Here is a 20,392-nt window from a genome sequence, read left to right as displayed (position 1 = left end):
CCTGCCCAGGGCTGATCACCTACGCCGAGGCCGAGAGGTAGCGTTGGGTGCGGCCGGTGCCGCAGGCTGCGGGAGAGCTACGGGGCGTAGGACGCTGCTGCGTGCCTGTGCCGCCTGAGCTTGCCGGCTTGGAGCGGGCCTCTGCGAGAGCCGTTGCACGCGCCAGGCCAGTGTGCGTGCTGGGGAGCGGGCGTCGTCGAGGGCGCGTTTGTCTGCCGCCTGCTGCAACAGGCGTCCGGGATCGTGGCCTGCGGTCTCCGCGGCGGCCAAGGCGGTAGTCAGCGCATCGGTGGCGGGGTCGGCGAGGATTTGGTCAGCGTGTGCGGGGGCGGTCTGGCGGATGAGCTGGGCGTACCGGACTGCGACCTTCTGAGGCGGTCGGTGCTGGCCGGCGGCGAGCAGGTGCCCGGATGAGGTTCGTTCGTAGGCGGCCTGGAGGTGGAGCAGAGTCTGGTGGGCGGCTGCGGCCTGCTGGTTGTGCTGTTGTTGGTCGTGCCAGCGGGCGGCGGCGATGACGGCCAGGAGCGCGGCATCGAGGAACATCGCCAGGAGAGCTCCGTCCTTGGGTGATGGCTCGCGGAGCATAGATTTCACTGCCCCGCGCAGGGCACGGGCGTGGTGGTGTTCGGCATGAATACGTGAACGGGTTGCCCGTTCGAAGGCAGAGGCTGCCGCCCGAAGTTCACTACGGATGTCCGGTGGTGCGGTGAGGGCCACGGCGTCGAGTGCTTCGCCGAGGGCGGCCAGGTGGGCCTGGGCGGCTTCGGTGGCCGGTCGGCCGAGGTGGTGAGGGATGCGCTCCGTGGCTGCGGTGGCTTGGTGCCACGGGTGCGGCCGTAGATGCCCGTTGGGATTGCCGGCAGGGATGTCTGCTGCGGTGAGACGGCTCTGGATCTTGGGGAGGGAGAGGTCCGGTGACAGCGTCGAGCCGGAGAACCACACCGGTTTTCCTTCGGTGTTCGTGTCAAGTTCCAGGGCGACTTTGTAGCCGCGGGGTTCTCCGGAGGGGAAGTGCAGGACCTCGACGAGGACGCCGTTGGTGCGGGTGAGTAGAGCGAGGAACTCCTCGGTGTTGGTGGCGGCAGCCGCTGCTGTGCGGACAAGGGTGCGCAGGCGTATGCGGGCGGGCTTGTCGTGGCCGGTGCGGCGGGCCTTCTCCTGCTCGGCGCGGGTGGGCCGTTTCGCGGCGGTGCGGTCTCCGCGTACAACTTGGAAGAGGCCGTATTCCTTCTCGATGGCTGCGAGTTCGCGGTCGGCGGTGAGGTAGTCGTTCCAGTGGCGCGCGGTGCGCAGGTCGCCTCGGATCTTGGTGGCGGCGATGTGGATATGGTCGTCGGCATGCCGGACGGCGACCCATCGGCAGCCGTCCGGATCGTCTGTCGGTGCGATGCCGGTCGCTGTGACGACACGGCGGGCGATGTCCGCCCATTCGGCGTCGTCGAGGATGCGGTCGCCGGGTGCGGCGCGGACGGAGCAGTGCCACACGTGCTGCTTCGGGGCCCGGCCGAGTCGCCTGGCCTGCTGGACGCGTAGGTCGAGGTCGGCCACGAGGAGCTTCTTCGTGGCGGCGGTGTCGTCGGTGCGGCCGGGGTCGGGTGCGAAGCCGTCCCAGGAGGCGACGAGGTGCGGGTCGGTGTGCTCGTTGGCCCGGCCGGGGCCGTAGAGGTAGCGGATGAGGCCGGCTGTGCTCTTGCCGCTGCTGATCTTCGCGATCACCGTGGCCCCTTTGTGGCGGCAACCTGATTGGTGGTTGCTGCGATGTGGCGGACGGCGGTGCCGGCCGTGTCGAGGACGCGTTCCGCATGGTCGAGGAGTGCGGTGTCCCAAGGGTGTGGACGGTCGCCGGAGTTGAGCTTCTTGGCGATCTGGTTGACGTTGTGGCCGATCTTGGCGACTTCACCTCGGAGGGCTGTGAGTTCGTCGATGTAGTCGTCGAGCTGAGTGCGCTGACCAGGCAGCGTGAGGTCTCCCTGGATGTGGGCCATGACGACGGCGCCGACGTAGTGGGCGGCGGCGATGTTCAGCGAACGGGCCACGGTGAGGATGGCTGTTTTCTCGTCGGTGCTGTAGCGGACGTCCACGCGTTCCTTGCGCTGGGTCTCTTTGCGCTGACGGCGGCGGGCGACTCGGTGCAGTGCGGCGGCTTCGGCGGCACGCTGCGGCAGCACGGTGCGGGTGGCGGTGTCGATGGGCTTGTTCTGGTCGCACGCCCCCTGGCGCCCGAGCTCCTCCGCCACCCCCGGGGCGGAGGCATCTGCGTTGGACCGGCCCGTGGACGGTCCAATGCCATACCTTGCTCCGCCTGATGCCGGGGTGGAGGTGGTCTGCTGCTGCGCCGACGAGGGCTCGCGGACGGGCCTGTGCATGAGGGCTCCTGCAAGCGGTGGTGGAGGGAGAGGGCCCGTTCCTCCGGTGCTGATTCATGGGAGGAACGGGCTGGGGTGATGTGGGGTGCGAGGTTCAGTCGGTGCTTGTGGTGACGGCGTCGAGTTCGGCCTGCAGCAGGTCCTTGACCTTGTCCAGGCGGGCGCGTGACATGCCGAATCCGTTGTCCCGGATCGCCTTCTCGACGTTGCGGCGAGAAACGCTGTCGCCTCGTCCGAGGGGAGCCGTGCGGCCGATGGTCACGGCCTGCTCCAGGGAAACGCTCGACTGCTTGCCTCCCGGCTTACTGGGTTGCTGCGGCACATCCGTGTCCGTGTCCGTGATGTGTGGTGGCGCGAGCTCACCGATGGTGTGTTCCGCGCCGGGTTCGTGGCGGTCGCCGCTGTTGTGGCGGTCGGTGGCTGTGGGGCGTCGGGCGACGAGGAGGTAGAAGTGGACGGCTCCGGCCAGGGCGAGCGGGGCGATGGCGGAGATGACTCCGACGGTGATGTCGTCGAGGGCGAGGCTGGTGTGGCGGGTCTGCTGGTTGAGGCGGACGGCGTGCAGGACGTTGGCCCAGATGCTTGTGGCGGTGGCGACGCCGACCAGGGCGGAGACGTAGAGGCGGGCGGACAGGGGTGCGGTCCGCAGGATGAGCAAGGCGCCGATCCCGATGGCGATGAACCCGTCAATGACGAGCGGGAAGGCATAGGTGAGCGCTCGGTGGATGTGGCTGGCGGCGGCCATCTGACGCAGCGCGTCGTAGGACAGTGCGAAGGCGGCCACGGCCAGCAGCGACACGCCCGTGCGGATCGCGGTGGCCAGCGGCAGCGGGGCAGACGGTGCCGCGGTGATGGCGGGGGAGGACAAAGGGAAAGGCTCCAGAGTGCGGGGTGCGGCTGAGGTGGCCCTGAGGGTGGGGGACCCGTCACGACTTGTCGCGTGCCTGGTCAGGGCTGGTACGAGTGCGGCGGTAGTGATGAGTCGACTCGTCACAGGGCCGCGACTCGTCACCGCGCTGACCTGCGCGGAGACGGGTCGTGACGGGTCGTGCCGGGTCAGGCCCCGGTTGCCGTTTCGGGGGTGGGCTCGGGGCAGTAGCGCGCCCAGGAGTCGGCGAACTGCAGGCGGGTGAAGCCCCTGGCCTGGACGTTGCCGTGGAAGCGGCGGGTGACCGAGCTGATGTCGTACTCCTTGAGCAGGAGTTGCAGGCCCCGAGGGGTCAGTCCGTGGGTGGTGTACTCCGCCCAGGGCATTTCGTCGTCCTGGTTGAGGATGTCGAGGAGCCGGCTGGTGCGGAGTGCCGGCGGGTTGCCTTCGGTGGTGAAGGCGCGGCGGATGTCGGCCAGGAGGCGGATGCTCAGGCTGCTGCGGTCCTGGTCGTGCTCGGCTTCGTGCTTGGCCATGATCTGGCAGGCGGTGCGAGCGAGGTTCGGCCATGCTCCGCCGGCGAGATCGGCGACGCTCACCAGCGGCTGCCATGTGTCGGCCGCGCGGTCTTCGACCGGCATGGCCGGTGTCAGCTCCATCGCCTCGGCGTGCAGGGGAGTCAGCCAGGCGACGAGCCGGTCACGTAGCGCGTGGAGGGGCGGGGTGTCACGGAAGGTACGGAACTCCGCCACCTTCTCGCCCGGCCTGCGGCGGCGCATCCGGATGACGATCGACCGGTCCATGATCGTGTCCGGCAGGTCGCCGATGCCGGCGAGGGCCGCCATGGCGAAGGTGGGGAACTTCGAGACCTCATGGTTGGGTCCGGAAACCCGCAGGGTGGGGCGGTTGCGCTGGTGCCCCGCGTTGAGCAGGCCGCGCATCTCCTCGTTCTTCTCCGCGACCTTCGCGGAGCCGAAGAGAGTGTCGGCCTCGTCGACCAGCAGGGTGGGCGGTGTGGCGGTGATCGACCGGAACACCGCAGCGGCCGACGCGTTGACCGTGATCAGCGGATCGTGGACGCTCTCGGTGATCACGTCCAGCAGCCGCGACTTGCCGCACCGCTTCGCCGGCCCCACGACGGCCAGCCGCGGAGCGTGCTGCCACGCCGTCTGCAAGTGCGTAGCCGCAACCCACAGGGTCACGGCCGTGAACGCCTCCCCACTCGGCAGTACGACGTAGCGGCGAATCTGCTCCCGCAGCTCCGCGAGCACCGCCTCGCCCTCGGACGGCGGAGCAGATTCGGGCTCCTCTGCCGGCGGCGGTACGGGCTCGGCGGGGCGGCCGGGTATGGCCACCGGCGGCCATAGGGCGGCGGTGTTCGGAAGGGATGGCGTGCTCTGGGCGGGATCGTCCATACTGGACATGTAGCTCCTCCGCTTGCGGGCCAATGGGACGGCAATCCCGGCCTCGCAGGTCAGTCGTTCAGGGATGGGCGGCATGAGGTTTGCGCTCTGAGCCCCTCGGTGTTGGGTCACCGGGGGGCTTTTTGTATGTCGGGGGCTGGTTGAAGGCATGCCTCAGCGGATCGGTGCGGTCTGCTGGGGTGCTCTACAGTACCACGCGCTATGCGGATCGCATAGCGCTATGCGATCCGCAGAACGGATGCTACTCTTGTTCCATGCCGCACAACCGGCGGTACACGCAGCGAACGGGAGGAGGGGGCGATGCCGGATGACGAGGGAAACCCTGAGGGCGTACTCCTCAGCGGTGAGGAGAACGCCGCTGTGCGGGTCAAACTGGAGCGCGAGAAACGCGGCTGGAGCACCACCACGCTGTCCGACCGCATGAACGACGTCGGCTTCGACATGAACCCGTCTGCGGTCTGGCGCATCGAGAACCGCAAGCGCCGGATCAACCTCGATGAGGCCATCGGCTTCGCCGAGATCTTCGGCGTCCCGCTCAGCAACTTCGTCGGGCCGCCCAGCCTGGCGACCATGGGCCGGGCCATGGAGCTGATCGACAACGTCGTTGCCGCCTACAGAGCCTCCAACCGTGCCAACCACGAGGCAAGGAAGGCCCGCGACCAGCTCGACGCCTATCTTGCCGACCACCCGGACATCCGTAAGGAGGCTGACGTGATGGTCTCCAACGCCATCGCCACCGAACTGATGAAGAGCAACGAAGAGTACGGGCCTGCCTCCGACGCATAGCGGCCCACTCCACCTGGCGCAGCGGGAACGCAAACCCTCGCTGTGGCCGTCCTGCCCATCCCATCCCTGAACGACACGAGGCCAGGCGCGGGGTTGCCGCCCCATCCGCCGGCCGGAACCGGAGTACTCACTTGCGCCCTTCGGCGATACCGCACGCCCCCGTTCAGCCCCCGCGACCGCAGGGGGAGGTGACCACTACCGACACCCTCCTCACCGTGGAGCAGGCAGCCGAGCGCCTCGGCACCGGCGTGCGCTTCATCCGGCGACTCATCCAGGAGCGCCGCATCCGCTATGTCAAGCTCGGCAAGCCCGTACGGATCCCTGAGAGCGCCATCGCCGCGTACATCGAGGAGCGCACCGTTCCGACTCTCGGCGACGCGCGTTCCCGCTTCGGGAAGGCCGCCTGATGGCCGCCCGCAAGCCGCAGCGGCGGCGTGAATTCGGCACCGTTCGTCAGCTTCCGTCGGGGCGGTGGCAGACGCGCTACTGGGCTCCGGACGGCAGCCGTCGCACCGCCCCGGAGACCTTCGAGACGCGTACCGAGGCCCAGACCTGGCTCACGCTCACCCAGGCCGACATCGAGCGCAAGCACTGGGTTGATCCCGACGCCGGCTCGATCAACTTCGAGACGTACGCCATGAAGTGGGTCGAGGAACGCGGGCTCTCCGCCACCACGGAGGAGCTGTACCGAAGGCTCCTGCGCCTGCACCTGCTGCCCGCATTCGCTTCGGTGAATCTGGATGACATCACGCCGCCGGGCGTGCGCACCTGGCGGGTCGAGCGGCTGGGGGCTACCGGTGCGACTACTGTCGCCAAGTCCTACCGCCTTCTCAAGGCCATCATGGAGACGGCGGCCGACGACGAGCTGATCCGCCGCAACCCCTGCCGGATCAGGGGCGCCGGCAGCGAGAAGGCCAAAGAACGCCCGACGGCCACCGTCGAACAGGTCGACGCGCTCGCCGACGCCATGGGGCCGAGGTGGCGGCTGATGGTCTACTTCGGTGCCTACGGGCCCATGCGCCCGGAGGAGCAGGCCGCCCTTCGACGGCCCGACGTCACCCTCGAATCCCTCGCGGTCAAGATCCGCGACGCCGCACCCGAGCTGACTACCGGGCGTCGCGTCGAAGGTGACACCAAGTCGGCCGCGGGAAGGCGAACCGTCTTCCTGCCCGCCTTCCTGTACATCGAGGTGAAGCGTCACCTCGACTGGTACGCCGAGAAGGAACCCGACGGGCTCCTGTTCATCGGGGAGAGGGGCGCCCCCTTCCGCCGGTCCACTTTCGGCCGCAAGTGGCGCAGGGCTCGGACCAAGGTCGGCCTGCCGGAGGGCTTCCGCTTCTACGACCTCCGCCACACCGGCCATACCCTGTCCACCCAGTCGGGCGCAACGCTCAAGGACACGATGGTCCGTGCCGGCCAGTCCTCGGAGAAGGCTGCGCTGATTTACCAGCACTCCGACGACGAACGTCAGCAGGAGGTCGCTGGCGGCATCGACTTGAGGGTTCGTGCAGTCAGGAGGGCAACTAGCCAAGCGTCGTCCGCTGCTTTGGAAGTCTGAAGTCGGATGGCCGGGGCGCCGTCGCTACACGCCCCGGCCATCCGGTGTTCTTCGGCTAGGGCCTTCCGGCTGTTGAAGGGTTTCGGCTCGGTGACCCTGAAGCCGATACGGGGCCTCATCAGGATGTTCGCGCAGCCGTGCGTGCCGCCACGCAGCATCGAAGGTCAGCGGGGCCCGGCTTCGCCGTATCGCCGTGCAAGCGTGCCAGCTGGTACGAGGGGACAGGAGCACGCGGACTATGGTCAGCCGGATCTCTTTCCCCCGGCTCACGCCGGTCGCTCCGAGTTCCGCTGGCCCGGTTCCATTGGGAGTTGTTCGGCGAGTTCCTTTTGTCCGTACTCCAGGAACAGCACGTGCAGGGTGCGTAGAAGGTCGCCTGCGTCCTTGTCGGTCAGTTTGCCTAGGAAGGTGTGCAGGAGCTGGGCGACGGCGACCCACTGCGCTTTTGGGTGCCACTGCTGGACATCCCGCACGATCTGATCGGCATCGACGCCTGGCGGCAGGTAGCCGTGGTGCGCAGTCTGCTCCAGCAACAGGTATAGGCGTGCCGTGGCCGGGGTACGCAGAATCTCGTCCTGCATGAACCGGACGCGTGCTGCGGTTTGGCGGCGTGCGAGTTCTTCCAGTGTCTCTTCACGCTTGAGTTGAGCGATGCGCTGGGCGGTGGCGTGAGTGTGATCGTCGACGTGGAGGGTGACCTGCGCTCTCAGGATCTCAATGCCTTCGGTGCACCATGGCAGGAGGCGTCTGAGGTCGTGGTTGATGTCCTGTTCCGTAGCTTCCCAGCGCAAAACGCTGCGCTGGGAAGCGAGACTCTCCGCGATATGCCGTACCGCCCGTCCGGCATCTTCGTAGGCAGTAGTGCTGCCCGGCCCGCCTTCCTGCCAGCGCCACTCGACTCGGATGGTGGCGTCGAATGTGAGGCCGGGTTCGTTGCTGTCGAGGAGGTCGCGGAATTCTCGCACCCAGTTGGCCTGTGCGGTGCCCGCGCTGCGCGAGGAGTCTTTGCGTATCAGCGGGCTCACGTGGTCTCCGTGGAACGGCCGACGACACGGGGGTGGTACTTGGCGACGGCCCGGCTCCGATCATGGGCGAGGAGGTCGGCCAGTTCGTGTCGCAGTCGTACGCGTGTGGCGTCGGCGTGCGGTGCCGGGTAGGGCTGCCAGGCGTACAACAGGTCGTTCAGGCGGTTGCGGAGCCTGCGGGCAAGGTCCGGGTCTGGTGCGTCCAGGGCCTCTCTGAGGACGCTGAACACGAGGGGGCTCAGGTTCGGACGCTGGTGGGCGGCGTCCATCCAAAGGCGGAGCGCTTCTGCGGGCACCGTGTCGTCGTCAGTGGGTGTCAACAACGTCTGCCAGCCGACGGCCAGGTCTTTCAGCGCGGGCTGGAACTCGTCCTCCTCGCTACCTTCCTGGAGTAGCACCGGCTCGGGGACGGCCTCACCCTCTCGGCCAGCCGTCAGAGTGGCCAAGGCCGCAAAGGAACGGCGGCCTGAGGCAAGACGGTTCGTATCAGAAGCGCACCAGTCGATGATTGAGTTGAACAGGGCTTTGCGAGCAGTCGGGTTAGACCAGATGGCGCGGACTGCGGCATGCAGCGACTTTTGTACCCCGGAGTCCTCCGAGCCTGCTGCGTATCCAAGGCGCAGCAGCGCCTTGGTGGTGTAGAGGCGACCAAACTCGCCAGCGCACACATCGACAGCCAACCTGGGCAGTGCTGCGTCCTCCCTGTTCTTGGACCAGCGCAGCAACAGCTCGTGGATGAACCGCCCCATGGTCGGATGAAGAGAGGCAGCCGAGATCAGCTCGGTGGCTGTTTTCCACAGGACCGGGTCCCCATGCCAGGCTGAGATGATTTTTTCAAGGGGATCCGGCTTCCTGTGACGGGTGGCCCAGCGCACAGCGAAGGTGCCGACCCTGTTCGCCAAGAGGAGCCGGTCGTCCGTCGTGAACGATTCCAGGAACTCGTTGGTCTTCTTCTTCTTGGTCGTCGGCGCCTCGGCCATCCACGCCAGGAAAGTCTTCCGTACCGCTGGTCGGTCGATCCAGAAGTAGCTCAGGACGGCGTCGTCCCATCCTGGTCGGCCGAAATCGAGCGTGTCGTCCGCCGGATCGAGGTCGGCATCGATCTCATCCACCAGCTCAACGACGCCTGGCGAGACCTGTCCTTTTAGCGACAGCGGTGTCTTGAAGTGGCCGCAGAGATCGGCGGCCTTCACGTACACATGCGCGACAGTCGCGCTCCGGAAGAGTGCGGCGACCAGAAGGAAGTTCCGCTGGAAGTCGGTCCTGCCCGGCTTCTTGTGCCACTTGAGCAATTCCTCGCGCCAGTCGGTGCGTGCCTCGACAACACTCAGCACCCTGGCATTGAAGCCGTCCGGGTCTGCTTCGACCTGTTCCTGGGTTGCGGACTCCTTGGCCCAGTGGATTTGCTTGGTCTGCTCGGACTTGAGGATGAGGCCGACGGTGTGGAGAACGTCGGAGGGTGGCTGCCCGAGTAACAGTTCCAGAATGCGTCCGTCGGTGAGCCAGCGCGTGGTGTCAAGTTCGGGAGCCTCGGCCGAGAGCCAGGTGCGGGCCACCTTCACGGGGTCTGGCTTGCCCAGTTGGGGGACGACCCCTTCCGGGGCGCCCCCTCGGATCCGCAGCCACTGCTCCGGTGTGGTCAGCACGATCAGCCGTGAGGAGCGGTTCTTCAACGTCTGCTGGATGTCGTGGAGCAGCGCCCCGAAGTCGCTGCTGACCGCCACGGTCTCGTCCTCGTCGGCCGGGAGATCCAGTAGATAGCCAGCGTTCTGCTCCCGAGGGAGAAGCCGCAGAGGAAACCGTGCGGTGCCTCCGAAGCTCAAGGGTCCTACTCTGGCCCCGGTACGAAGGTGCAGATCAGCCAGGAGGGCGTGGGCGGTGAACGTCCGACCCGCACCAGGCTCCCGGGGCAGGACCAACACCGCGCCCGGCCCCTCAAGTGCTTTATATGCCGTCCGGTAACCGACCGGCTCGGCGAACACCGCGCGGACGGTCTCCAGGTAGCGGCGGGGCAGCTCCGAGTGCTCCAGCAACTGTCCCAGGACCGCCGTGAGTTTCACCGCCGTCATCTCACCGAAGTTGAACAGGGCCTCCTGCCGCAGTTCGGCGACCGCAGCCCGCAGCATCCGCTGAGCCTCACGTACGCCGGGATCATCGTCATGGCTGGCTGGGCCTGTACCGCTAGCAAAGCCGTTCGCTCCAGACCCGACAGCACCGTCCCGACCATCATCGGAGCGGTGGTCCCCACGTCCGTCCCGCAACTGTGGGTCGGTTGGCGTGCCGCCGTCAGCATCGTCCTGCCTGGCCCGCTCAACCCGGGGACCTTCCTTACCGAAGCCGTCGTAGCCATTTCCGCTCCGAAAGGTTCCGCCGAGTGGATTTTCGGGCGCAGGAAATCCCATGCTTGCTCTCCCCGTTGCTGGTCTTGCGGTCTGTGATTTTTGCTTGTGCGGCGAGGCGTTAAGGACGCAACTCACATAAGTTCGTCAATCTCGACGCTGATCATTTCCCCGCCGGGATGGACAACCTCAGCGGTGTGGAGGATGTCGGCGTTCGCGCTGCTGGATACCCGTCGAGCCTTCAATGCACGCGAGACACCGCGGACGTCTCGGGCCCTGTTGACGATGCGCATGCCGCTTGCAGGCCGCTGCGCTTCGCCGGCGAAGGTGATGTGACGTCCGTACACGTCCTCAAGGAGGGCCCGAAGCCGACCCAGGGTGCGGCGCAGTCGTTCATCCTGCCCCTCGGCCAGGTGCCCGTTCTCGGCGTACAGCCCGAGCGCCTCCACCAACGTCTCCAGCCGTTCCGTTCGCTCGTCGGTCACCTCGGCCGGGTCGAAGTCCAGCGCGTGGCCAGGGTCCCCGACCACCACGTCTGGTACTTCCTCCACTTCCTCCGGCGGGAGCGGAGCGCTCGTATCCCTTCGCTGTGCACGGCGGTCGAGGACTACCTCGGCACGGTGGAGGAGGAACCCGATGGCCTGGGGGAGAGCCGAGGCGGCCAGTGCGGGAAACGCCAATGCATCACTCATTGCAACCCCCGTTTTTGCCTGTCGCGCGCGAATGGCGCAATGCGCGAGAATTCAACTGCATGATGCGGTGAGCGTGGGTAGTAAAGTTCGCTATTGATCAGGAAATGGCATCAAGGGAACGTTCAGTTCGTAATTCGGCATTTTCTGTGTCGCAACTTGCGGCTTCGGTCGTTGCGTGTGCGTCTACTGCTTTGCTCTTGGGTGGTTACTCCGGTGCGGGAGAGCTGGGCTGGGGATGCCGCCCGAGCGGACCCGTCCTTGTTGGTGTAGGGGGTGCTGCCGGGACGGGGTGGCGCCAGCCTTTGGCTGGCGACCGTTGCCTCGTGGAGGGGGTGGCGGTTGCCTGGCCCAGCGGACTGGCGCGGATGCCGCGAGGTGTGCCCTGGGCCTTTCCGTGGCGCATTCGCGCGACTTGGGGCACGTGGAGGGCACGCCGCCCCTAAAGAGGTCTAGACAACAAGAGAGGCCCTGGTCTCCGACCAGGGCCTTCATCATGGAGCGGGTGACGAGAATCGAACTCGCGCTCTGAGCTTGGGAAGCTCATGTTCTACCATTAAACTACACCCGCGAGGCACGCTGATGATCGGCTGTGCATCGTCCCACACTGTACCCCATCGCAGACCCCCGGCGTGTTCGCCGTGGGGTCTGCGTGGCGTTCCGGGGTGTGGATGCGGGTGCGGGTGCGGGGAGTTGAGGGCGTAGCGTGGGTGGGCGGAGTGCCGCCTGGAGTGGCGTCCCGTTCATCCCCTAATGTGGCGGTCTCGTCCATGGCTGGTTGGGGAAGGGACTTGATGGAGTCGATGGAGCGCACCGTCGTCCGCTGTGCCGAAGGGCACGTTTTTGCTGCCTCGTCGTTCCCGATGCAGCAGCTCGGGTCCGAGCGGATCGGCCCCGGGCGGCTCATCCGCTGCCCGCGCTGTGCGCGGTTGAGGCAGGCCGTTCCTGTGGCGTTCGAGGAGCGCTAGAGGGGTGAGGCAGGCGCGCGGGACGGTCCGGTTGGGGTCGGCTCGCGCGTTCTGCGTATCCTCGGTGCGTGCTTCTCTCAGATAAGGACCTCCGGGCCGAGATCGATGCCGGGCGGGTTCGCATTGACCCGTTCGACGCCTCGATGGTGCAGCCCTCGAGCATCGATGTGCGGCTGGACCGCTACTTCCGGGTGTTCGAGAACCACCGCTATCCGCATATCGATCCCGCCGTCGAGCAGGTGGACCTGACCCGTCAGGTCGAGCCCGAGGGCGACGAGGCGTTCATCCTCCACCCCGGAGAGTTCGTCCTGGCCTCGACGTACGAGGTCATCTCGCTCCCCGACGACCTCGCGTCGCGGCTGGAGGGCAAGAGCTCGCTCGGGCGGCTCGGGCTGGTGACGCATTCCACGGCAGGTTTCATCGACCCCGGGTTTTCGGGCCACGTGACCCTTGAGCTGTCGAATCTCGCGACCCTCCCGATAAAGCTCTGGCCGGGAATGAAGATCGGCCAGCTGTGCATGTTCCGGCTGACGTCGTCGTCCGAGTTCCCGTACGGATCCGAGCGGTACGGATCGCGTTATCAGGGCCAGCGAGGGCCTACCGCCTCGCGTTCTTACATGAATTTCCATCGGACTCAGGTGTGATACGGCATGGCTGGTGAAGCTCGGGAGAATCTGACGTACGAGGCCTTCGGGCACGCCGTACGTGAGCTGGCGCAGGCGGTGGCCGACGACGGTTACGAGCCGGATGTCGTGCTGAGCATCGCGCGGGGCGGGGTGTTCGTCGCCGGCGGTCTGGCGTACGCCCTGGACTGCAAGAACATTCATCTGGTGAACGTCGAGTTCTACACCGGGGTCGGGACCACGCTGGAGATGCCGGTCATGCTGGCACCCGTCCCGAACGCCATCGACTTCTCGCAGAAGAAGGTCCTCATCGCCGACGACGTCGCCGACACAGGGAAGACGCTGAAGCTGGTCCGTGACTTCTGCATCGACCATGTGGCCGAGGTGCGCAGCGCGGTGATCTACGAGAAGCCGCATTCGCTCGTGAAGTGCGAGTACGTGTGGAAGAAGACCGATCAGTGGATCAACTTCCCGTGGAGCGTGGAGAAGCCCGTCGTGCGCCGTGAGGGTCAGGTTCTCGACTCCTAGGCACGCGCGCGCCGGAGACGACAGGAGGGGCCCCGGTGCCGTGCACCGGGGCCCCTCCTGCGCGTCGGGTCAGATCGTGCCGAGCTTGATGATCGAGAGCAGCGCGATCAGCTGGATGGCCGAGGCGCCCAGGGCCTTCGGCCACGGCAGGTCGTGGGACTTGCTCACCATGGAGGTGAACAGCGCTCCGGCGGCCAGCCAGGTGATCCAGCCGAGGATCTGCACCAGGGAGTTCTCGCCGCCGAGGAACAGGGCGAAGATCAGCCGGGGTGCGTCCGTGATCGACATGATGAGCATCGACAGGCCCACGGTCGGCTGCCAGGAGCCCGTGCCGCCGAGCTGGCGGGCCAGGGTGTGGGTGACCGCGCCGAGGACCAGGCCACCGACGACGAAGCCGAGGCCCGTGAAGATCACGTACGGGGCGGCCGTCGAGACCTCCGCGTGGATCGCCTCGTCGCGTGCCTGGTCGAAGCCGAAGAGCGCGAGCAGGCCGTAGACGAACGTGACGACGATCGCGGGGCCCCAGACGGGGTAGTCGCGCATCTGCCAGAACGTCGGTCCCGGCCGCATCACGATGCCGCTCAGCAGCTGCTTCCAGTGGAGCCGCGGCCCGGAGGGCTGCGCCGGGGCGTTGCCGGCCTGGTAGGTGCTGCCGTCGCCGTACGGGTCCTCGTTGATGCTGAACGCCTGGGTGTGACCCGGGGCGTTGGCGTACGGGTCCTGCTGCGACGGCTGGTGGTGCGGTTCGCCGAAGTACTCCGGTTCGCCGTGCCCGCCTCTGTGTCCCTGCCCACCCCCGTGTCCGTTGCCGCCGTGCCCGCCGCTGTACGGGGCGCCCTGAGGGCCGCCGTACGGTGCGCCGTTGCCTCCTGCCGGGGGCCACGGCTGCCCGCCGTGCGGCGGCGGTGATGCCTGCGCGCCGTACGGCTGTTGCTGCTGCTGCGGGTGTTGTTGCGGTGTGCGGTTGTCCCGGCCGCGTCCGATCCTGAATCCAGCCACACATCGAACGTACCTGGTCCGCGCGGGTGCGGTGTGGGGGCCAGGGGAACACGGGCCCCATTGCGGCCTAGCTGTGACATCCCCTAGGGGTACCCCGGGGGGTCTGCCCCATCCCGGAGCGCCTCCGCGAGCGCCTCCCGAGCGCCTCATGGAGCACGCCCCCGGGGGCCTCCCGGAGCACGTCACGGAGGGGCGGGACAGACCGAAGCGGCCGGTCCTGCCCCCGAGGCAGGTCCGGCCGCTTCCGTGGGTGGAGACGACGGTTACTGGACGGGCTCCGGTTCCGGCTGGTCGGCCGTCTCCGCGTCGTCCGCCGGGTCGGCGGGTGTCTTCACCGACTCCAGGAGCAGCTGCGAGACGTCGACGACCTGTACCGACTCCTTCGCCTGACCGTCGTTCTTCTTGCCGTTGACCGAGTCGGTCAGCATGACGAGGCAGAACGGGCACGCGGTGGAGACGATGTCCGGGTTGAGCGAGAGGGCTTCGTCGACACGCTCGTTGTTGATGCGCTTGCCGATCCGCTCCTCCATCCACATCCGGGCACCACCGGCGCCGCAGCAGAAGCCGCGCTCCTTGTGGCGGTGCATCTCCTCGTTCCGCAGACCCGGGACCTTCGCGATGATCTCGCGCGGGGGCGTGTAGATCTTGTTGTGACGGCCCAGGTAGCAGGGGTCGTGGTACGTGATCAGACCCTCGACCGGCGTCACGGGGATCAGCTTGCCCTCGTCCACCAGGTGCTGGAGCAGCTGCGTGTGGTGGATGACCTCGTACTCGCCGCCGAGCTGCGGGTACTCGTTCGCGATGGTGTTGAAGCAGTGCGGGCAGGTCGCGACGATCTTCTTCGAGGCCTTCGACTTCTTGGTGGAGTCGTCCTCGTCGTCCTCGCCGAACGCCATGTTGAGCATCGCGACGTTCTCCTGGCCGAGCTGCTGGAACAGCGGCTCGTTGCCGAGGCGGCGGGCGGAGTCACCGGTGCACTTCTCGTCGCCGCCCATGATCGCGAACTTGACGCCCGCGATGTGGAGGAGCTCCGCGAAGGCCTTCGTCGTCTTCTTGGCGCGGTCCTCGAGGGCGCCCGCGCAGCCGACCCAGTACAGGTAGTCGATCTCGCTGAGGTCCTCGACGTCCTTGCCGACGATCGGGACCTCGAAGTCGACCTCCTTGGTCCACTCGACGCGCTGCTTCTTGGCGAGCCCCCAGGGGTTGCCCTTCTTCTCCAGGTTCTTGAGCATCGTGCCCGCCTCGGACGGGAACGCGGACTCGATCATCACCTGGTAGCGGCGCATGTCGACGATGTGGTCGATGTGCTCGATGTCGACCGGGCACTGCTCCACGCACGCACCGCAGGTGGTGCAGGACCACAGCACGTCGGGGTCGATGACGCCGTTCTCCTCGGCGGTGCCGATGAGGGGGCGCTCGGCCTCCGCGAGCGCGGCCGCGGGGACGTCCTTGAGCTGCTCCGCGGTGGCCTTCTCGTTGCCCTCCATGTCCTTGCCGCCGCCGGCCAGCAGGTACGGCGCCTTGGCGTGCGCGTGGTCGCGCAGGGACATGATCAGGAGCTTCGGGGAGAGCGGCTTGCCGGTGTTCCAGGCGGGGCACTGCGACTGGCAGCGGCCGCACTCGGTGCAGGTCGAGAAGTCGAGGATGCCCTTCCAGGAGAACTGCTCGACCTGGGAGACACCGAAGGTGTCGTCCTCGCCCGGGTCCTCCCAGTCGATCTCCTTGCCGCCCGAGGTCATCGGCAGCAGGGCGCCGAGCGAGACCGCGCCGTCGGCGTTCCGCTTGAACCAGATGTTCGGGAAGGCGAGGAAGCGGTGCCAGGCGACACCCATGTCGGTCTTCAGGGCGACCGTGATCATCCAGATGAAGGACGTCGCGATCTTCAGGCCGGCGAAGAAGTACGTGAGGTTCTGGAGCGTGGAGAGGTCCATGCCCCTGAACCAGGAGACCACCGGGTACGAGATGAAGAACGACGCCTCGTAGCTGTTCACGTGGTGCTGGGCGCCTTCGAGGGCGTGCAGCATGAAGATGCAGACGCCGACGATGAGGATGACGGCCTCGACGAAGTACGCCTGGCCGAAGTTGGATCCCGCGAAGCGGGACTTGCGGCCCGGCTTGTCCGGCCTGCTGAGCTGGCGGATCACGATCAGGACCGCGATGCCGAGCACCGTCATCGTCCCGATGAACTCGACGAAGACGTTGTACGGCGCCCACTCGCCGACGATCGGCAGCAGCCAGTCGGCCTGGAACAGCTGGCCGATGGCGTTGACGATCGTCAGCAGCAGCGAGAAGAAGCCCACCGCCACGAACCAGTGCGCGACACCGACGATGCCCCAGCGGTTCATCCGGGTGTGGCCGAGGAACTCCTTGGCCACGGTGACGGTGCGCTGCACGGGTTCATCGGTGCGGGTGCCTGCGGGCACGTTCTGGCCGAGCCGCATGAAGGTGTAGATCTGCAGGAGGGCGCGGGCGAAAAGTGCCACGCCGACCACGATCAGAACCAGCGACACGATGATCGCGGCGAGTTGCATTTGGGGGCTCCTCGGGCCTGCGAGGGTGGGATCGAGCGCGTACAAGTGATTACTAAGCAGTAACTTAATCAGTCTGTGCTGACACTATCCACTTATTCCGCCACGCTGTAGCCGGGCAGGCGGTGATCTGTGTCGCTCAGGTGAGCCTTCCCCCGGCTCCGTCGTCGGCGTACGGCCGCACGTAGGGGGATGCGTACGGATTGCGCCAGGATCGCCAGGTCGAGCCCTGTTCCATGATGCTCTGCGTAGTGCGCGTCCAGGAGGGCGGGTTCGTCCCAGGGCATTCCGGAGCGGGCGCGTACCTGGGCCAGACCGGTCAGGCCGGGGCGGAGGTTCTGCCGCCAGTGCCCCGCGGCGGGTCCGAGCAGGGCGGTTTCGTCCGGTGTGAGGGGCGTCGGGCCGACCAGGGACAGCTCCCCCCTCACGACGTGGGGCAGCCGGGACAGGGCGCCGAGCCCGAGCCGCCGGGTGCGCAGTGAGCGCAGTTCGAAGGGGTGGCCGCCCAGGCCGACCCGGGTCTCGCGCGTCAGAACATCTCCCCGGCCGCACGGTGGCCGCAGGGAGAGGGTGAGGGCGGCGAGGGTGAGTGCGGGGGACGCGAGGAGCAGCAGCACCGAGCCGAGCGCGATGTCCAGGCTCCTCTTGAGGGTGACGGCCGCCAGGGCGCCGGTGACGCGCTCCGCCGACGCGATCGCCGCGGCGGCACGGGGGGAGCGGCCGACGGCGCGCACCGCCCTGGTCATGGCGGACCTGGCGGACCTGGCGGACCTGGCGGGACGGCGAGTCCGCCGTGCCGCAGCCTGCTTCGCGTACCGCATGGCACCTGCCCGAAGTCGGTGACGTGTGTGACGGTATGACCGTCTCGCTGCATTTTGTGACAGAACGATCCCATGGTGCGAGGGTGGGACGTGGTGTGTGTGACGTGCCGCGCATCCGGGTGTCGCGGATCGCGTCCGCCCCGACGCGTCCAGATCAGTTCCGGTGGGCGGAAAACACCAGGTCAGTGGGCGTGTGAGCACATAAGTTGAGCGTAAGTGGCTCAGGTCCTTTGACTCCGGGGTGGGTGTCATGCATCCTTGAGTCAGATCCACTCAAGTAGTCAGTTGGAGGAATTGAAATGGCACGTGCGGTCGGCATCGACCTGGGCACGACTAACTCCGTCGTCAGCGTTCTCGAAGGCGGCGAGCCCACCGTCATCACCAACGCCGAAGGCGCCAGGACCACGCCGTCCGTCGTCGCCTTCGCCAAGAACGGCGAGGTGCTCGTCGGCGAGGTCGCCAAGCGCCAGGCGGTCACCAACGTCGACAGGACGATCCGTTCGGTCAAGCGCCACATGGGCACTGACTGGAAGATCGAGATCGACGGCAAGAACTTCAACCCGCAGCAGATGAGCGCCTTCATCCTGCAGAAGCTGAAGCGCGACGCCGAGTCCTACCTGGGCGAGAAGGTCGCCGACGCGGTGATCACCGTCCCGGCGTACTTCAACGACTCCGAGCGTCAGGCGACGAAGGAGGCCGGTGAGATCGCGGGCCTGAACGTCCTGCGCATCGTCAACGAGCCGACCGCCGCCGCCCTGGCGTACGGCCTCGACAAGGACGACCAGACGATCCTCGTCTTCGACCTCGGTGGCGGCACCTTCGACGTGTCCCTCCTGGAGATCGGCGACGGCGTCGTCGAGGTGAAGGCCACCAACGGTGACAACCACCTCGGTGGTGACGACTGGGACCAGCGGGTCGTCGACTACCTGGTGAAGCAGTTCGCCAACGGGCACGGCGTGGACCTCTCCAAGGACAAGATGGCTCTCCAGCGTCTCCGCGAGGCCGCGGAGAAGGCGAAGATCGAGCTCTCGTCCTCGACCGAGACCACCATCAACCTGCCCTACATCACGGCGTCCGCCGAGGGCCCGCTGCACCTGGACGAGAAGCTCACGCGCTCGCAGTTCCAGCAGCTGACCGCGGACCTCCTGGACCGCTGCAAGAGCCCCTTCCACAACGTCATCAAGGACGCGGGCATCCAGCTCTCCGAGATCGACCACGTCGTTCTCGTCGGTGGCTCGACCCGTATGCCGGCCGTCGCCGAGCTCGTCAAGGAGCTCACGGGCGGCCAGGACGCCAACAAGGGTGTGAACCCGGACGAGGTCGTCGCCATCGGCGCCTCGCTCCAGGCCGGCGTCCTCAAGGGTGAGGTCAAGGACGTCCTGCTCCTCGACGTGACCCCGCTGTCCCTCGGCATCGAGACCAAGGGAGGGATCATGACCAAGCTCATCGAGCGCAACACCACGATCCCGACCAAGCGTTCCGAGATCTTCACGACGGCCGAGGACAACCAGCCGTCCGTGCAGATCCAGGTCTACCAGGGCGAGCGCGAGATCGCGGCGTACAACAAGAAGCTCGGGATGTTCGAGCTCACCGGCCTGCCGCCGGCCCCGCGTGGCGTGCCGCAGATCGAGGTCGCCTTCGACATCGACGCCAACGGCATCATGCACGTCGCCGCCAAGGACCTCGGCACCGGCAAGGAGCAGAAGATGACCGTCACCGGTGGCTCCTCGCTGCCGAAGGACGAGGTCAACCGGATGCGCGAAGAGGCCGAGCAGTACGCCGACGAGGACCACCGCCGTCGTGAGGCCGCCGAGTCGCGCAACCAGGGCGAGCAGCTCGTCTACCAGACGGAGAAGTTCCTCAAGGACAACGAGGACAAGGTCCCCGGTGACGTGAAGACGGAGGTGGAGACCGCGCTCACCGAGCTGAAGGAGAAGCTCAAGGGCGAGGACACCGCCGAGATCCGTACCGCCACCGAGAAGGTCGCGGCCGTCTCCCAGAAGCTGGGCCAGGCGATGTACGCCAACGCCCAGTCCGAGGGCGCCGAGCCGGGTGCCGAGGCGCCGGGCGACGGTCAGGCCAAGGACGACGACGTCGTCGACGCCGAGATCGTGGACGACGAGAAGGACCAGAAGGGCGGTGCGGCGTGACCGAGGAGACTCCGGGCTTCGACGAGAAGCCTGACGTCCCCTCCGGCGCCAACTCCGACGACGTCGAGTCGAAGGCCGCCACCCCCTCCGAGGAGGAGGCGGCGGCCCCGGCCGGGGACGTACAGCAGACAGCGGCCCTGACGGCCCAGCTGGACCAGGTCCGTACCGCGCTCAGTGAGCGGACGGCCGACCTCCAGCGGCTCCAGGCCGAGTACCAGAACTACCGTCGCCGCGTCGAGCGCGACCGGGTGACGGTCAAGGAGGTCGCGGCGGCGGGTCTGCTGACCGAGCTCCTGCCCGTCCTCGACGACGTCGGGCGGGCCCGGGAGCACGGCGAGCTCGTGGGCGGCTTCAAGTCGGTGGCCGAATCCCTGGAGACGGTCGTCGCGAAGCTGGGCCTCCAGCAGTTCGGCAAGGAGGGCGAGCCCTTCGACCCGACGATCCACGAGGCCCTGATGCACTCGTACGCGCCGGACGTCACCGAGACGACCTGCGTGGCGATCCTGCAGCCTGGGTACCGCATCGGGGAGCGCACCATCCGCCCCGCGCGGGTGGCCGTGGCCGAGCCGCAGCCGGGCGCCACGCCCGCGGCGGCGAAGGAAGAGAAGGCAGACGACGAGGAGAGCGGTGGCACCGAAGAGGTCTGACATTCCGTCCGACCACTGCGGTGAACACCGACGGGGCGTGCGGCCGGCCACGGGGCCGGCCGCACGGCCGATC

General features: G+C 67.4%; 17 protein-coding genes and 1 tRNA gene. 7 read left to right on the top strand and 11 right to left on the bottom strand.

What is annotated here, in order from left to right; all coding sequences use genetic code 11:
* Nucleotides 1-15: 15 nt before the first annotated feature.
* The 4 genes from OG488_RS17925 to OG488_RS17910 all read right to left on the bottom strand — a co-directional run bounded on the left by OG488_RS17925 (nt 16) and on the right by OG488_RS17910 (nt 4,649).
* The gene (locus tag OG488_RS17925; RefSeq protein WP_329230458.1) at nt 16-1,716 is read right to left on the bottom strand and encodes a relaxase/mobilization nuclease domain-containing protein; all 1,701 of its coding nucleotides are present in this window, start codon (nt 1,714-1,716) and stop codon (nt 16-18) included.
* Entirely contained in the window at nt 1,713-2,237 is a 525-nt protein-coding gene (gene mobC / locus OG488_RS17920; RefSeq protein ID WP_329230457.1) for a plasmid mobilization relaxosome protein MobC, read from the bottom strand. Before mobC ends, OG488_RS17925 begins: the two co-directional genes overlap by 4 nt.
* A 223-nt stretch (nt 2,238-2,460) precedes the next feature.
* Nucleotides 2,461-3,234, bottom strand: a complete 774-nt coding sequence (locus OG488_RS17915; protein WP_329230455.1) for a DUF2637 domain-containing protein — start codon at nt 3,232-3,234, stop codon at nt 2,461-2,463.
* Nucleotides 3,235-3,422: 188 nt separating this feature from the next.
* Nucleotides 3,423-4,649 carry a DUF3631 domain-containing protein gene (locus tag OG488_RS17910; RefSeq protein WP_329238780.1) on the bottom strand — a complete coding sequence of 409 codons (1,227 nt, stop codon included), beginning with the start codon at nt 4,647-4,649 and terminating at the stop codon, nt 3,423-3,425.
* 309 nt (nt 4,650-4,958) lie between these two features.
* On the opposite strand from OG488_RS17910, the gene OG488_RS17905 reads away from it, so the two are divergent.
* The 3 genes from OG488_RS17905 (at nt 4,959) to OG488_RS17895 (ending at nt 7,002) form a co-directional block, all read left to right on the top strand.
* Entirely contained in the window at nt 4,959-5,444 is a 486-nt protein-coding gene (locus tag OG488_RS17905; RefSeq protein ID WP_030812713.1) for a helix-turn-helix domain-containing protein, read from the top strand.
* A gap of 188 nt (nt 5,445-5,632) precedes the next feature.
* The gene (locus OG488_RS17900) at nt 5,633-5,851 is read left to right on the top strand and encodes a helix-turn-helix domain-containing protein (protein ID WP_014046958.1); all 219 of its coding nucleotides are present in this window, start codon (nt 5,633-5,635) and stop codon (nt 5,849-5,851) included.
* On the top strand, nt 5,851-7,002 hold the full coding sequence (locus OG488_RS17895) for a tyrosine-type recombinase/integrase (RefSeq protein ID WP_329230452.1): 1,152 nt from the start codon (nt 5,851-5,853) through the stop codon (nt 7,000-7,002). Before OG488_RS17900 ends, OG488_RS17895 begins: the two co-directional genes overlap by 1 nt.
* A 266-nt stretch (nt 7,003-7,268) precedes the next feature.
* Here the strand turns inward: OG488_RS17895 and OG488_RS17890 are convergent, their stop codons facing one another.
* The 4 genes from OG488_RS17890 to OG488_RS17875 form a co-directional block, all read right to left on the bottom strand.
* On the bottom strand, nt 7,269-8,027 hold the full coding sequence (locus OG488_RS17890; protein WP_329230450.1) for a hypothetical protein: 759 nt from the start codon (nt 8,025-8,027) through the stop codon (nt 7,269-7,271).
* Nucleotides 8,024-10,153 (bottom strand): hypothetical protein, encoded by a 2,130-nt coding sequence (locus tag OG488_RS17885; protein WP_329230448.1) that lies wholly within the window; start codon nt 10,151-10,153, stop codon nt 8,024-8,026. Before OG488_RS17885 ends, OG488_RS17890 begins: the two co-directional genes overlap by 4 nt.
* A 347-nt stretch (nt 10,154-10,500) precedes the next feature.
* Complete coding sequence (locus OG488_RS17880; protein WP_329230447.1) at nt 10,501-11,058, bottom strand: hypothetical protein; 558 nt, start codon at nt 11,056-11,058, stop codon at nt 10,501-10,503.
* Nucleotides 11,059-11,552: 494 nt separating this feature from the next.
* A tRNA-Gly gene (locus OG488_RS17875) sits at nt 11,553-11,626 on the bottom strand.
* A gap of 465 nt (nt 11,627-12,091) precedes the next feature.
* Here OG488_RS17875 and dcd point away from each other — a divergent pair.
* Both dcd and OG488_RS17865 read left to right on the top strand, forming a co-directional pair.
* Nucleotides 12,092-12,667, top strand: a complete 576-nt coding sequence (gene dcd / locus OG488_RS17870; RefSeq protein WP_103515797.1) for a dCTP deaminase — start codon at nt 12,092-12,094, stop codon at nt 12,665-12,667.
* Between the two features lie 6 nt (nt 12,668-12,673).
* On the top strand, nt 12,674-13,174 hold the full coding sequence (locus tag OG488_RS17865) for a phosphoribosyltransferase (protein ID WP_329230444.1): 501 nt from the start codon (nt 12,674-12,676) through the stop codon (nt 13,172-13,174).
* A 69-nt stretch (nt 13,175-13,243) separates the two neighbouring features.
* Here OG488_RS17865 and OG488_RS17860 read toward each other — a convergent pair whose 3' ends face one another.
* From OG488_RS17860 to OG488_RS17850, 3 genes are all read right to left on the bottom strand, one after another.
* Nucleotides 13,244-14,173, bottom strand: a complete 930-nt coding sequence (locus tag OG488_RS17860; protein WP_329230442.1) for a Yip1 family protein — start codon at nt 14,171-14,173, stop codon at nt 13,244-13,246.
* 263 nt (nt 14,174-14,436) lie between these two features.
* The gene (locus OG488_RS17855; RefSeq protein ID WP_329230441.1) at nt 14,437-16,704 is read right to left on the bottom strand and encodes a (Fe-S)-binding protein; all 2,268 of its coding nucleotides are present in this window, start codon (nt 16,702-16,704) and stop codon (nt 14,437-14,439) included.
* A 92-nt stretch (nt 16,705-16,796) separates the two neighbouring features.
* Nucleotides 16,797-17,447 (bottom strand): sugar transferase, encoded by a 651-nt coding sequence (locus OG488_RS17850; protein ID WP_329230439.1) that lies wholly within the window; start codon nt 17,445-17,447, stop codon nt 16,797-16,799.
* A 374-nt stretch (nt 17,448-17,821) separates the two neighbouring features.
* Here OG488_RS17850 and dnaK point away from each other — a divergent pair, with 374 nt between their 5' ends.
* Nucleotides 17,822-19,672, top strand: coding sequence for a molecular chaperone DnaK (gene dnaK / locus OG488_RS17845; RefSeq protein WP_329230438.1), 1,851 nt, complete (start codon nt 17,822-17,824; stop codon nt 19,670-19,672).
* On the top strand, nt 19,669-20,319 hold the full coding sequence (grpE, locus tag OG488_RS17840) for a nucleotide exchange factor GrpE (RefSeq protein ID WP_329230435.1): 651 nt from the start codon (nt 19,669-19,671) through the stop codon (nt 20,317-20,319). The genes dnaK and grpE overlap by 4 nt, the downstream gene beginning before the upstream one ends.
* Nucleotides 20,320-20,392 lie beyond the last annotated feature (73 nt).

The sequence above is a fragment of the Streptomyces sp. NBC_01460 genome, assembly GCF_036227405.1.
Taxonomy (GTDB): Bacteria; Actinomycetota; Actinomycetes; order Streptomycetales; family Streptomycetaceae; genus Streptomyces.
This window is presented reverse-complemented; position numbering and strand designations above follow the sequence as displayed.